Source organism: Pseudomonas sp. R3-52-08, from assembly GCF_003851745.1.
Taxonomy (GTDB): domain Bacteria; phylum Pseudomonadota; class Gammaproteobacteria; order Pseudomonadales; family Pseudomonadaceae; genus Aquipseudomonas.
Window position 1 is genome coordinate 4,582,450 of sequence record NZ_CP027730.1, and the last position, 13,077, is coordinate 4,595,526.

Annotated in this window: 14 protein-coding genes; 10 read left to right on the top strand and 4 right to left on the bottom strand. The window is 60.1% G+C overall.

Annotated features, from left to right (window positions below; translation table 11 throughout):
• Positions 1-155 precede the first annotated feature (155 nt).
• Positions 156-479: a DUF2025 family protein gene (locus C4J91_RS21065; RefSeq protein ID WP_124364078.1), complete on the bottom strand. Its 324-nt coding sequence runs from the start codon at positions 477-479 to the stop codon at positions 156-158.
• A 232-nt stretch (positions 480-711) separates the two neighbouring features.
• On the opposite strand from C4J91_RS21065, the gene C4J91_RS21070 reads away from it, so the two are divergent.
• The 4 genes from C4J91_RS21070 (at position 712) to C4J91_RS21085 (ending at position 5,240) form a co-directional block, all read left to right on the top strand.
• Positions 712-1,863 carry a glycerophosphodiester phosphodiesterase family protein gene (locus tag C4J91_RS21070; RefSeq protein ID WP_124364079.1) on the top strand — a complete coding sequence of 384 codons (1,152 nt, stop codon included), beginning with the start codon at positions 712-714 and terminating at the stop codon, positions 1,861-1,863.
• Positions 1,864-1,954: 91 nt separating this feature from the next.
• Positions 1,955-2,263, top strand: coding sequence for a PepSY domain-containing protein (locus tag C4J91_RS21075; RefSeq protein WP_124364080.1), 309 nt, complete (start codon positions 1,955-1,957; stop codon positions 2,261-2,263).
• A 147-nt stretch (positions 2,264-2,410) separates the two neighbouring features.
• On the top strand, positions 2,411-3,433 hold the full coding sequence (locus C4J91_RS21080; protein ID WP_124364081.1) for a transporter: 1,023 nt from the start codon (positions 2,411-2,413) through the stop codon (positions 3,431-3,433).
• Between the two features lie 190 nt (positions 3,434-3,623).
• Positions 3,624-5,240: an inorganic phosphate transporter gene (locus tag C4J91_RS21085; protein WP_124364082.1), complete on the top strand. Its 1,617-nt coding sequence runs from the start codon at positions 3,624-3,626 to the stop codon at positions 5,238-5,240.
• Between the two features lie 13 nt (positions 5,241-5,253).
• Here C4J91_RS21085 and C4J91_RS21090 read toward each other — a convergent pair whose 3' ends face one another.
• The gene (locus C4J91_RS21090) at positions 5,254-6,150 is read right to left on the bottom strand and encodes a LysR family transcriptional regulator (protein ID WP_124364083.1); all 897 of its coding nucleotides are present in this window, start codon (positions 6,148-6,150) and stop codon (positions 5,254-5,256) included.
• Between the two features lie 105 nt (positions 6,151-6,255).
• On the opposite strand from C4J91_RS21090, the gene C4J91_RS21095 reads away from it, so the two are divergent.
• Positions 6,256-7,017, top strand: a complete 762-nt coding sequence (locus C4J91_RS21095) for an SDR family NAD(P)-dependent oxidoreductase (RefSeq protein WP_124364084.1) — start codon at positions 6,256-6,258, stop codon at positions 7,015-7,017.
• Positions 7,018-7,028: 11 nt separating this feature from the next.
• Here C4J91_RS21095 and C4J91_RS21100 read toward each other — a convergent pair whose 3' ends face one another.
• Complete coding sequence (locus C4J91_RS21100; RefSeq protein ID WP_124364085.1) at positions 7,029-7,466, bottom strand: multidrug/biocide efflux PACE transporter; 438 nt, start codon at positions 7,464-7,466, stop codon at positions 7,029-7,031.
• Positions 7,467-7,554: 88 nt separating this feature from the next.
• Between C4J91_RS21100 and C4J91_RS21105 the strand changes: the two genes are divergently transcribed.
• The 4 genes from C4J91_RS21105 (at position 7,555) to C4J91_RS21120 (ending at position 10,608) form a co-directional block, all read left to right on the top strand.
• Positions 7,555-8,409 carry a LysR family transcriptional regulator gene (locus C4J91_RS21105; protein WP_124364086.1) on the top strand — a complete coding sequence of 285 codons (855 nt, stop codon included), beginning with the start codon at positions 7,555-7,557 and terminating at the stop codon, positions 8,407-8,409.
• Between the two features lie 182 nt (positions 8,410-8,591).
• Positions 8,592-9,110, top strand: a complete 519-nt coding sequence (locus tag C4J91_RS21110; protein ID WP_124364087.1) for an N-acetyltransferase — start codon at positions 8,592-8,594, stop codon at positions 9,108-9,110.
• A 42-nt stretch (positions 9,111-9,152) separates the two neighbouring features.
• Positions 9,153-9,407 carry a helix-turn-helix domain-containing protein gene (locus C4J91_RS21115; RefSeq protein WP_124364088.1) on the top strand — a complete coding sequence of 85 codons (255 nt, stop codon included), beginning with the start codon at positions 9,153-9,155 and terminating at the stop codon, positions 9,405-9,407.
• Positions 9,400-10,608 carry a type II toxin-antitoxin system HipA family toxin gene (locus C4J91_RS21120; protein WP_124364089.1) on the top strand — a complete coding sequence of 403 codons (1,209 nt, stop codon included), beginning with the start codon at positions 9,400-9,402 and terminating at the stop codon, positions 10,606-10,608. Before C4J91_RS21115 ends, C4J91_RS21120 begins: the two co-directional genes overlap by 8 nt.
• A 20-nt stretch (positions 10,609-10,628) precedes the next feature.
• On the opposite strand, the gene C4J91_RS21125 is transcribed toward C4J91_RS21120, so the two are convergent.
• Complete coding sequence (locus C4J91_RS21125; protein ID WP_124364090.1) at positions 10,629-11,111, bottom strand: GyrI-like domain-containing protein; 483 nt, start codon at positions 11,109-11,111, stop codon at positions 10,629-10,631.
• A gap of 194 nt (positions 11,112-11,305) precedes the next feature.
• On the opposite strand from C4J91_RS21125, the gene alaC reads away from it, so the two are divergent.
• A complete protein-coding gene (gene alaC / locus C4J91_RS21130) occupies positions 11,306-12,523 on the top strand; it encodes an alanine transaminase (protein WP_124364091.1) in 1,218 nt (405 codons plus the stop codon).
• The last annotated feature ends 554 nt before the right edge of the window (positions 12,524-13,077 follow it).

Below are 13,077 nucleotides of genomic sequence, written 5' to 3' on the forward strand. Positions count from 1 at the left end.
ACATCATGGTCGGCTATCAGGCCGCCATCGGGAGCAAGCCCCCTCCCACATTTAGGTCGCGGGGCATCAGTTAGAGAGGCTTCGGCTCCTGGGCCGTCACAGGTTCAGGGCCGTGCCAAAGCTGTGTAGATACCTACGCTGCAAATGGCCTGCGCTTAACTGACCAAACTACGCACCGCACTGATCTGCGGGATCTCAACCCGGCGCATATACACCCGCAGCGGTTCGCTGATGTTGATGCGATCGTCAATGTTCTGTGCGAGCAGCAACTGAATGCGCGCTCGGGACAGGATCATGCTGTGGTCGGCAGCAGGCTCCCAGACGAACTCGGCTGTGGGGATGATGCCGTCATCGGCCACGTCCATGCCGAAGGCGTCTTCACTGAAACGCACGATGTACTGGCCAGTTTTGCGATTCAGGCCTACAAAACCGTGGAGTTGGTCGGCGGCCTGGCAGATAAGTTCGGAAGTGATGCGCATGGTAAACCTCACTGAAAAGTCCTACTGGGACTGGAAAGATGGTTTACACGCGTGGCAGAAAATACCGTCCTCTAACGGGACAGCTTCGGCTAAGAGTACTGCAATGCATCACAAAAAAACCGACGAAATTGGCCCGCGCACACGTTAATGTCGGTTTGGTGATAGCGCCTTTCGCAATCAATTGTTAAAAAGGACACCTTCTCAAAGTTACCTCCACGAAAGGACTTCGCATATGCCTGTCACGTTAACCAACGGCCCGGTACCCGCCACTCTAGGGAGTGCCCTGCTGCTGGCGCTGATGCTCGGCCTTGGCCCTGCACAGGCTGCCGACCCCATCAGCCCGGCTGAATTGGCGACAAACGAAGGCATTCCCTACCCTGCCGTGATCGCCCACCGTGGCGCCTCCTATGACGCCCCCGAGTCCACCGCCGCCGCTTACAAGGTCGCGCGCGACCTGGGCGCCGACTATCTGGAACTGGACCTGCAGCGCAGCAAGGACGGCGTATTGTTCGCCCTGCACGACAACAACCTGCAACGCACCACCGACGTGGCGACCAAGTTCCCCGAGCGCAAAGACGCGCCGGCCAACGAGTTCACCTGGAAAGAGCTGCAAACCCTCGACGCCGGCACCTGGTTCAACGCCGCCTACCCGGACCGCGCACGCCCTGGTTTCGTCGGCCTGAAAATCCAGAGCCTGGATGACATCATCAAAATTGCCGAAGGCAACCCGCAACACAAACCCGGCTTGTACATCGAGACCAAGGAGCCCAAGCAATTTCCGGGCATCGAGGCCGACCTGAAAAACAAGCTGCTGGACAAGGGCTGGTTGAGTTCCGCCGGCTCCAAGCTGGGCAAGAGCAACACCGGTGTCGGCCAAGGCAAGGGCCGCGTGGTGCTGCAAACTTTCGAGGTGGCCAGCCTGAAAGAACTGCAGAAAGAAATGCCCAACACGCCGAAGATCCTGCTGTTGTGGGTCGGTGAAGGCAGCATCGAACCGAAGTCCAAAGTGCCCTTCGCCGAATCCGGCGAGCCGACCAAAGCCGCCTATTACGCTAAGCAGGAACCAAAGGACGCGGCCGAGTTCGAAAAATGGGTCGACCAGGCCAAGAGCCTGGGCGCCATCGGCACTGGCCCTTCGGCGGAGCTGACCGACCACGGCGACCAGAGCTACACCGACCTGGTCAAGCCTGAAATGAACCAGCTGACCCACGACAAGGGCCTGCTGGTGCATGTGTACACCGTGGATGAACCGGTTGATTTCGACAAGGTGATGAAGGCCGGCGTCGATGGCATCTTTACCAACCGCGCTGCCGAACTGCTGAAGTTTTACAAGCGCTGGCCGTCGTCCAGCGTGCAGGACCTGCTGAACGACCATAAGTACTGAGGCGTTTGTGGCAGTCAGCCATTAAGCATGAGTTAAGTTGCGCCGGTTAATCTGGCGCCACTTAAACAGTTCAACCAGAAGGACACACACCATGAAAACCTTGACCACTCTGTTCGCCGCCACTGCCCTGACCCTGACCGCCGGTTTGGCACAGGCTGATGTTCGTCCGGATCACATTGAAGGCCTGCTCAAGTCCGGTGCCGTGATGAAGTTCGATCAACTGAACGCTGCGGCCGTCGCCAAACACGCTGGCGCAACGATCAACGACACCGAGTTGGACCACAATAACAGCGGCGTATTGGTCTACGAAGTGGACCTGACCGACACCACTGGCAAGAAATGGGAAGTGAAGCTCGACGCCAAAACAGGCGCCGTGCTGGAAGACAAGCTAGACACCTGAGTTCAAACTCAAAAACGCGCCACCTCCGGGTGGCGCGTTTTTTTATGGGCGCTCGCCAGACCGTCACATAACCGTCATCGCGCCTTGCAATGATTCGCGCATGCGAACCTGTGAAACGTCCTACAGGCGCTTTGTCTGCGAGCCTCCATGAACCACAGCATCGATCACGCCCATCAGGATCCCGATCTGTTTGGCCTGCTTTACGGTTTCCGCTTTCTGCCCGGCGAAAAGGGCGAGCAGATTGACTCGGCCACCGCGCTTGCGTACCTGCAACAACCCGGCGATCCGCAAGCCTTTCTCTGGCTGCACCTGAACCTGGCCCACGCCGCCTGTGAGCGCTGGATGCAAGCCCACCTGGAATTGCCCGAAGAGTTCTTCGAAGCATTGCACGAAGGCTCGCGCTCTACGCGCATCGAGCACGTCGATTCCGCCCTGTTGGCGGTGGTCAACGACGTGGTATTCAACTTCAGCAGCATGGTGTCGTCGGATATTTCCACGTTGTGGGTGTGTGCGCGCAGTCGCCTGCTGATCAGTGCGCGCCTGCAACCGCTGCACTCGGTGGATAAATTGCGCTCGTCGGTGAAAGCCGGTGAACGCTTCCGCTCGCCGCTGGAGTTGCTGGTGCATTTGCTGCGCGACCAGGGCGAAGTACTGACGCAAATCGTGCGCAAGACCAGCCTCAGCGTCGACCAGATCGAAGACCAGTTGCTGTCCTCGCGCCTGTCCACCAACCGCGCCGAACTCGGTGCCGCGCGCCGCGTGCTGGTGCGTTTGCAACGCCTGCTGGCGCTGGAACCGGGCTCGCTGTTGCGCCTGCTCAACCGGCCGCCGCAATGGCTGCAAAAGGAAGACGTGAAGGAGTTGCGCAAATCCACCGAAGAGTTCGCGCTGATCATCAACGACCTGACGGCCCTGGGCGAGCGCATCAAATTGTTGCAGGAAGAGATCGCCGCCAACCTCAACGAACAGAGCAACCGCACCCTGTTCACCCTCACGGTGGTGACGGTGCTGGCGCTGCCGATCAATATCATCGCCGGTTTTTTTGGCATGAATGTGGGTGGGGTACCGCTGTCCACCGACCCGGAGGGCTTCTGGATCCTGGTCGCGCTGGTGGCGACCTTTACCTTGATTGCCGGGCGCTGGGCATTCAGGAAGCGCAAGGATTACTGAATGACGATCGTTCCCACGCTCCCGCGTGGGAATTCAGCCCGTGACGCTCTGCGTCCCCCGTGCGCGGTTTTGGCGGTGCCTAATAGACCAGCGGCACCCGCATATCCCTTAAACACTGACCTGCCGCAGCATCTTTGTAACATTCTGCAATGATCATGGGCGACATCCTCATCACACTGGATGCTCCGGCATGGCCACCCCTTCCCTGACTGCCTCGCCCCACGCCTCACCCACCACCTCCACACCCCGCCTGGACACCAAGCCCGGCCTGGTGACGGTGATCATGTTCTTCGCCGTACTCGCCATGGGCCTGTTGTTCACCGCCTATAGCCTGATGCATGACATGCACGAACTGGGCACGGTGGTTACCACCTGGACGCCGTTCCTGCTGCTCGGCGTAGCGCTGTTGATCGCCCTGGGCTTCGAATTCGTCAACGGCTTTCACGACACCGCCAACGCGGTGGCGACGGTGATCTACACCAATTCGCTGCCACCGCATTTCGCGGTGGTGTGGTCGGGCTTTTTCAACTTTCTCGGCGTGCTGCTTTCCAGCGGTGCGGTGGCGTTCGGCATCATCGCCCTGCTGCCGGTCGAGCTGATCCTGCAGGTGGGTTCATCGGCCGGCTTCGCCATGATCTTTGCCCTGCTGATCGCCGCGATCCTGTGGAACCTCGGCACCTGGTGGCTGGGTTTACCGGCGTCGTCGTCCCACACCCTGATCGGTTCGATCATTGGCGTGGGCGTGGCGAATGCCTTGATGCATGGCCGCGACGGCACCAGCGGTGTCGACTGGAGCCAGGCCACCAAAATCGGCTACGCCTTGCTGTTGTCGCCGCTGATCGGCTTCGCGTTTGCCGCCTTGCTGTTGCTGGCCCTGCGCGCCTTCGTGAAAAACCGCTCGCTGTATAAAGCGCCCCAAGGCGATACCCCGCCGCCCTGGTGGATTCGCGGCATGCTGATCGTCACCTGCACCGGTGTGTCGTTCGCCCACGGCTCCAACGATGGGCAAAAAGGCATGGGCCTGATCATGCTGATCCTGGTGGGCACCCTGCCGATGGCCTACGCGCTGAACCGCACCATGCCCGCCGACCAGTCGCTGCAATTCGCGGCAGTCGCCGAGGTAACCCAGGCTGCATTGGTGAAGGCGGTGCCGCAGCCGGCACCCGCCGACTCCCGCGCAACCTTGTCGACCTATGTGCGCACCAAGGAAGCCACCCCGGAATTGGTGCCCGCCCTCGCCGCCATCACCGGCCACATCGGTGCCGAGGTCAAAGGCTATGGCTCCCTGGCCGCCGTACCGGCTGAAGCGGTGGGCAACGTGCGTAACGACATGTACCTGACCAGCGAAACCATTCGCTTGATGGACAAGGGCAAGGTCGGCGGTTTCGACGCCGACACCCAAGACAAGCTGCAGCTGTTCAAGCAACAGATCGACAGCGCCACGCGGTTTATCCCGCTGTGGGTCAAGATCGCAGTGGCCATCGCCCTGGGGCTTGGCACCATGGTTGGCTGGAAGCGCATCGTGGTGACGGTGGGCGAGAAGATCGGCAAGACCCATCTGACCTACGCCCAAGGCGCCTCGGCCGAAACCGTGGCGATGCTGACCATCGGCGCGGCGGACATGTTCGGTTTGCCGGTGTCGACCACCCACGTACTGTCATCGGGTGTGGCGGGAACCATGGTGGCCAACGGCGGCGGCTTGCAGATGCGCACCATCCGCAATTTGTTGATGGCCTGGGTGTTGACGTTGCCGGCGGCGATTGTGTTGTCGGGCAGCCTTTACTGGCTGTTCACGCAACTGTTCTGAGCCACGTTCGCCTCTAGAGATGCGCGTGCAGCGTGGCCGCCAGCCACTCCATGAACACCCGCACGCGCAAGGGCAAATGCCGCTGGCCGGCGTAGAGCAACGACACGTCCAGCGGCGGCGCGGGGTAATCCGGCAGCACCGCCACCAGCTCGCCGCTGCCCAACAATTCGCAGATGCCCAGGCGTGGCACTTGAATGATGCCAAAGCCCCCCAGGCACGCCGCCTGGTACGCATCGGTGCTGTTGACGGTCACGCGCCCGGCCATCGGCAGCCGCTGCACCTTGCCGCCTTGCACGTACTCGAACCCCGCCGAGCGTGCGCCCAGCGGCCTTACGTAATGCACCAGTTGATGGTGCTCAAGGTCCGCCAGGGTTTCGGGCCTGCCGTAGCGCTGCACATACGCCGCGCTCACGCAGTTGACCATGGGCAGGCTGCACACCCGCCGCGCCACCACGCTTTGATCGGGCTGGGCGCCCACGCGCACGACACAGTCGAAGCCTTCGGCGATCAGGTCCACCTGGCGGTCCGAGCTGCTGATCTGCATGTCGATCAGCGGATGCCGCTCCATGAACGGGGGCAAGTTGGGCACGATCAAGGTGCGCGCCATCGCGTTGGGCATGTCCACCCGGATGCTGCCGGCCAATTGTGTTTCGTCCTGTCGGAACAGCCCTTCCAGTTCCTCCATATGCGCCAGCAAATCCTTGCTGCGCTCATACAACACCCGACCGTCCTGGGTGGCCTGCACCCTGCGCGTGGTGCGTTGCAACAGGCGCGCACCGAGCAGTTCCTCCAGTGCCCGCACCTGCTCGGACACGGTGGAGCGCGGCAGGCCAAGGCTCTCGCCAGCCTGGGTGAAACTCGACAGTTCGGTGACACGCACGAACGTGCGCAGCAGCTCCAGTTTATTCATGGGATTGTTCGCCTTGCCCGACCAGTGATTCCGATATAGCCATGTTTATCACGTTGCCGGCGTACAAATACACTCAGTCCCACCATCACTTCAGAGGACTGCAGCATGACCCCACGTAAAATCGCACTGATCACCGGCGCCAGCCGCGGCTTGGGCAAAAGCGCTGCATTGCATCTGGCAGCCCAGGGCGTCGATATCATCGGTACCTACCACAGCAAGGCCGATGAGGCCCAGGCGTTAGTGGCGCAGATCGAACAACTGGGCGGCCGCGCCGCCATGTTGCAACTGGACGTGAGCCAGAGCGCGACGTTCGCAGGGTTCGTCGCTGAAGTTACCGGCGCGCTCAAGGATGTTTTCGCACAGAACCACTTTGATTTTCTGATCAACAATGCCGGCATCGGCCTGCATGCAAGCTTTGCCGAAACCACCGAAGCCCAGTTCGACCACCTGGTGGCGATTCATTTCAAGGGACCGTTTTTTCTGACACAGAAGCTGTTGCCGTTGATTCGCGACGGTGGGCGCATTCTCAATGTGTCCAGCGGCCTGGCGCGTTTCAGCCTGCCGGGCTACGCCGCCTACGCGGCCATGAAAGGCGCGATGGAAGTGCTGACCCGCTACCAGGCCAAGGAACTGGGCGCACGTGGCATCAGCGTCAATATCCTAGCCCCTGGCGCGATTGAAACCGACTTCGGCGGTGGTGCGGTGCGCGACAACGCTGACATCAATGCCATGGTCGCCAACAACACCGCCCTGGGCCGCGCCGGTTTACCCGACGACATTGGCGGCGCCATCGCGCTGCTGCTGGCCGATGGCAGTCAATGGATCACCGGCCAGCGCATTGAGGCTTCCGGCGGCATGTTCCTGTAGGCGCCTGGCGCTCACAGGGAAATCGGGGTCTTGCTGGCAACCCTTTCGCGTATCACGTCATAGCCCCAGTGATAGACGTAGGTGTACGGCAGGAAGAACAGCAGCACCCCGATGTCGAGGATGAAGGCTTCCAACAGGCTGATCTTCATCAAGGCGGCAATCAATGGCACCGCCAGCAGGATCAAGCCACCTTCGAACAGCAGCGCGTGCAGCACCCGCGTCCAGCCGCCGCTGGGCAGTTGCAGGCGCACTTTAAGGCGGTCGAAGAAGCTGTTGAAAATGACGTTCCAGCTCAGCGCCAGCAAGCTGATGCCCAGGGTCACCGCGCCCATTTCCAGGGCCGGTCGGCCGGTCACCCAGACCAGCAAGGGCGTACAGATCAACAAAGCCAAACCCTCAAAACCCAAGGCTTGGAGAACGCGTTCAGTCATCGATTTGGTAGGGTTCATGACCCGGCTCCGTGAAGGACGATGGTTGCGATGATTACCCCTAGAGCCGATACTTCATAACTAATAACCATCGATCAAGGCGATACTCATGGCGTCCCATGAAGTGCTCCAGGCGTTTGTCCAGGCGGCGACCCAAGGCTCGTTTTCCGGGGCGGCGCGTAAGCTGGGCAAGAGTCAGTCCACCATCAGTGCGGCGGTGGCGAGCCTGGAGATTGATCTGGATGTGGTGCTGTTCGATCGCAGCAGCCGCAAACCGACGCTGACCCCGGCCGGCCAGGTGTTGCTGCAGCGTGCGGAGCAGGTGCTGGAGGCCAGCAGCCGGCTGGAGCTGGCGGCGAGCCAATTGGCCCAGGGGCTGGAGCCGAAGCTGAGTATCGCCATGTCCGATACCTACCAGTCCGACCACTTCGAGGTTGCCCTCAGCGCCTTTGAACAACGCTACCCGGACCTTGAGTTGGAATGCCTGATCGCTGAATGCGAAGACTTGATCGCCTTGGTGCAAAGTGGCCGCACACACATCGCGTTTATCGAACAGCAGGAGGTTTACCCGCCGGACCTGACGTTTGCCCCCGTTGAAGAACGTACCGAAATCGCCCTGTTCGTTTCGCGTAAACACCCGTTGGCATGCCTGGCCAAGGTTCACCCGCAGACGCTGCAGCTGCACCGGGAGTTGCGCTTGGCGAGCATCATCAATCCCAATGAAAACCGCGGCACCCAGCGCGTATGGTCGGCCCCCAGTTACCTGATGTTGATGGAGATGGCGCAACTGGGCTTCGGCTGGGCTCCGATCCCGCGCTGGCTGGTGGAGCGTTTTGGCGGTGGGCAATTGGTCGAACTCAAGGTGCGCAGCTGGCCCCGCTCGGTGGCGGTGGATGCGGTGTGGTCGCGACAGAACCCACCGGGGCCGGCGGGCAGTTGGTTGCTGGGCAAGATGCTTGAGTGAGTCACTGTTGATGGGCTTGGAGTTCGGCCAGGCGTTGTTCGAGGAAGCGCGCTGTCGAGGCGCTCGGGCGACTCGGCCAGGAACGCACTGCAGGCAAATCGACAGTCCGCACAAAAATAATGTCGCCTCCGGCAAAAACGCTAGAATCCGCCCCTCTTCGTAGGATTTCGGATATGCCGCACATGGAAACCCGCCTCGTCCCCTATCAGGCGCTGAATGCTGTACAAAAACAGCAGCTCGACGGACTGGAAGTCAATCCAGAACAACTGGCGTATTCGGGTGATATCTATTGCGCGCTGAACAGCCTGCTGGTCAATCCCAACCCCGACGCTATCAAAGGCTTCGCCCTGCTCGCCGACGAGCGGCCGGTAGCCTTCCTGCTCCTCAAACGCCCACCTTGCCTGCCCCACTGGGCCGACGAACACAGTGCGACGCTGCATGCGTTGCAGGTCGATCGGCATCAGCAGGGTCGTGGGTTTGGCAAAGCCTGTTTGCAGGCGCTGCCGGAGGTGGCGCTACAGGCGTGGCCGCAGATCAAGGCGCTGGAATTGTCGGTGGATGCGGACAATGAAGCGGCGATGGGGTTGTATCTGGCAGCCGGTTGGGTGGATAGCGGTGAGGCTTACAGGGGAAAGATTGGGTATGAGCGCAGGTTGAGATGGGTGTTTAGTACGGCTGGTGTTGACAGCGCTAAAATGTAACGTATACATAACTTAACAACAGCAAAGTAATGTATACGCGACATGGACACTTCTGTAATTACTCAACGACTCGGCGTCCAGCTGCGCACCATGCGCTTGAATCGCGGATATAAGCAGGTGGATCTGGCGAAGTTGGCCGGAATTACCCGGCAAAAACTGATCGAAATCGAAAAAGGCAGCCTCTCGGTCTCGATGAATGCCTATGCTCGGGTGGTCGCCGCCTTGGGCAGCGAATTCAAATTGGTGCCTGTGACCTTGCCGACCCTGGAGGAACTGGAGGACTTGTTCAATGAATAGCCCCACGCTACGCGTTCATACGCCTCAAGGGGACAGCGGCAGCGTGCTGGTCGGTGCTCAAGACTATTTGTTCCGGTATAGCGATAACGCAAAAGCCGACAGCGCAATCAGCCTGTCGATGCCCGTCCGCGCGGAAGAATACCGTCGCCGGGACCTGCACCCTATCTTTCAGATGAATTTGCCCGAAGGCTACGTGCTGGAGCAACTGCGCAATCGCCTCGCCAAAACGGTGAAGGTCGACCCGATGTTGCTGTTGGCGCTCTCGGGAAGCAGCGCGCCAATCGGTCGGGTTTTCGTATCTTCTGAACAGGTGAACGAGCTGATCCATCGCAACAGCCCCCACACAACCGGAGAAAACCTCGACGAAATTCTTGCGTGGGACGGCGCGGAAGATCTGTTCGTCGAGCTGGTGGATCGCTACATCCTGCGAGCAGGTATTTCCGGTGTGCAACCCAAAGTATTGGTGCCGGAAAAACCACAAACGCCCGAACAGGAATTCACCTCGAAAACCGACGATCTGATCATTAAAAGCGGGCGCGACGAGTTTCCGGGGTTGGCCATCAATGAATACCTGTGCATGTCCATTGCCCGAGACGCGGGCCTGCCCGTACCGCCGTTTTATCTGTCCCGCAACCATAAGCTGTTCATCATGCGGCGCTTCGATCGGGACGCACAGCTCAACCCACTGGGCTTCGAAGACATGACCGCGCTGATGGGCCTGTCCGCCGAGCAAAAGTACACCAAGAGTTACGCCGCCATAGCCAAGGCTGTACGCGTGTTCTGCGCCCCGGCGCATCAACGCAGTTCGCTGGACCAATTGTTCGATAGCGTAGCGCTGAGTTGCATCGTGGGTAATGGCGATGCCCATCTGAAGAATTTCGGCGTGCTCTATAGCAATCCGGTGAAATCAGATATGCGGTTGGCACCGGCCTACGACATCGTGAACACCACCGCTTACATCCCGGAAGACTCACTGGCATTGGACCTGGGCGGAAATAAATCGTTATTCGCCTCGCGCCTGGGCATCCTCGAATTTGCCAGGACCTGCGAAGTCGAACATCCCGAGGAGCGTATCCAGGCGCTGTTGCAGACCCTTGAAATGGTGCTCAAGCGCGAAGATGACTACTGCCGGTTGGCACCTGAGGTGGCGAGCGCCATACGTCAATCCGCTCAAGGTTATCAAAATAGCTTCGGGGGCTGAGTCGCCCCCGGTTTTGGCTCTCAGGCTTTCTGTCCAACCGGCAGCCAGATTTCCACCGTCCCGGTGCCCTTCTTCCCGTCAAAGTCCGCACTGTAGCGCTCGAAATCCGCGCCCATCACCTTGTAGCCCGAATGCGGCAGCCATTCGAACATGATGCGCTCGTACGTCTGTTCCAGCGCCCGCACAGGCCCGTAATGCGTGAACACGGCGTAATTGAGCGGCGCAATTTCGATGAACTGGAAATTGCTCGGCACATCGCCCTTGGTCGGGACTTCAACACCGGCCATGTAGTCGAATTCGCCGTGCTTGGGGTTATGGCAAACACCATACGTCACGCCGCCGACGCGCTTTTTGATGTCCTTGATGCACGTGTCGAACAACTCCCACAGATTGGGGATATCGCCCACGGTAGCCTTCGAATAACGCCCCTGAACGCCGGCGATCACCATGGCCTTGCCGGCTTCCATGCGTGGCTCCAGCGGTTGTTTTGTCTGCTGATCCATACGAACAGTCTCCTTCTTATGAGGGAACAAACCCGCATCGAGTATAGGGGCATATCCGCGTCGCGCTCCATGTGGAAATTTTTCCTACGCATCTGGACAACTGGCCATCATCGACCGTATTGTCTGCCCGCAGGCCAGCGCAGTGGCCGACGTCGCTCGGACGGTTCCGGGCGCTTACGTACCTCGAGGCAACAATGGCAGACCAAGGTTCGCCGCGCCGCTTTGCGCGCATAGATCGACTCCCCCCCTACGTGTTCAATATCACTGCCGAGCTGAAGATGGCTGCGCGTCGGCGCGGCGAAGACATCATCGACTTGAGCATGGGTAACCCCGACGGCGCCACGCCCCCGCACATCGTGGAGAAAATGGTCACCGTCGCCCAGCGTGAAGACACCCACGGCTACTCCACGTCCAAAGGCATTCCGCGCCTGCGCCGGGCGATTTCGCGTTGGTACAAAGATCGTTATGAGGTGGACATCGACCCCGAGTCGGAAGCCATTGTCACCATCGGTTCCAAAGAAGGCCTGGCGCACTTGATGCTGGCCACCCTGGACCAGGGCGATACCGTGCTGGTGCCCAACCCCAGCTACCCGATTCACATCTACGGCGCCGTGATTGCCGGCGCCCAAGTGCGCTCGGTGCCGCTGGTGCCCGGCGTGGACTTCTTCGCCGAGCTTGAGCGGGCGATTCGCGGCTCGATCCCCAAGCCGAAAATGATGATCCTCGGCTTCCCGTCCAACCCCACCGCGCAGTGCGTGGAGCTGGATTTCTTCGAACGCGTGATCGCCCTGGCCAAGCAATACGACGTGCTGGTGGTGCATGACCTGGCCTACGCCGACATCGTCTACGACGGCTGGAAAGCCCCGTCGATCATGCAAGTGCCCGGCGCCAAGGACATCGCGGTGGAGTTTTTCACCCTGTCCAAGAGCTACAACATGGCCGGCTGGCGTATCGGCTTCATGGTGGGCAACCCGGAACTGGTCAACGCCCTGGCGCGGATCAAGAGCTACCACGACTACGGCACCTTCACCCCGCTGCAAGTCGCCGCGATTGCGGCGCTGGAAGGCGATCAGCAGTGTGTGAAAGACATTGCCGAGCAGTATCGTCAGCGCCGTAACGTGCTGGTAAAGGGTCTGCATGAGTTGGGCTGGATGGTGGAAAATCCGAAGGCGTCGATGTATGTCTGGGCCAAGATTCCCGAGCAGTATGCCGCCATGGGCTCGCTGGAGTTTGCCAAGAAACTGCTGCTGGAGGCGAAGGTGTGTGTATCGCCGGGGATTGGCTTTGGTGAGTATGGTGACGATCACGTGCGCTTCGCGCTGATCGAGAACCAGGACCGGATTCGCCAGGCGGTGCGGGGGATTCGCGGGATGTTCCGGGCGGACGGGCTGGTAGCAAAACCCGGCGTCTGACTAGGTCAAAAAGTGGGAGGGGGCTTGCTCCCGATGGTGGTGAATCAGTCACCACATGCAGTGGCTGACACCCTGCCATCGGGGGCAAGCCCCCTCCCACATTTGATTGGGTTTCCAGCTTTTGTTGCGGGGTGTGGCTTAGACCGCCAACGACAGCAACATGCCGAAGATCAGCGCCCGACTCGGTCAAAATTGTGGGAGGGGGCTTGCCCCCGATGGCGGTGAATCAGTCACCACATGCAGTGACTGACACCCTGCTATCGGGGGCAAGCCCCCTCCCACATTGGATTGGGTTCCCATATCTGCTGTGGTGGTGTGGCTTACACCAGCAACGACAGCAACATGACGAAGATCAGCGCCCGACTCGGTCAAAATTGTGGGAGGGGGCTTGCCCCCGATGGCGGTGGATCAGTCACCACATGCAGTGGCTGACACCCTGCTATCGGGGGCAAGCCCCCTCCCACATTGGATTGGGTTCCCATATCTGCTGTGGTGGTGTGGCTTACACCAGCAACGACAGCAACATGACGAAGATCAGCGCCCGACTCGGTCAA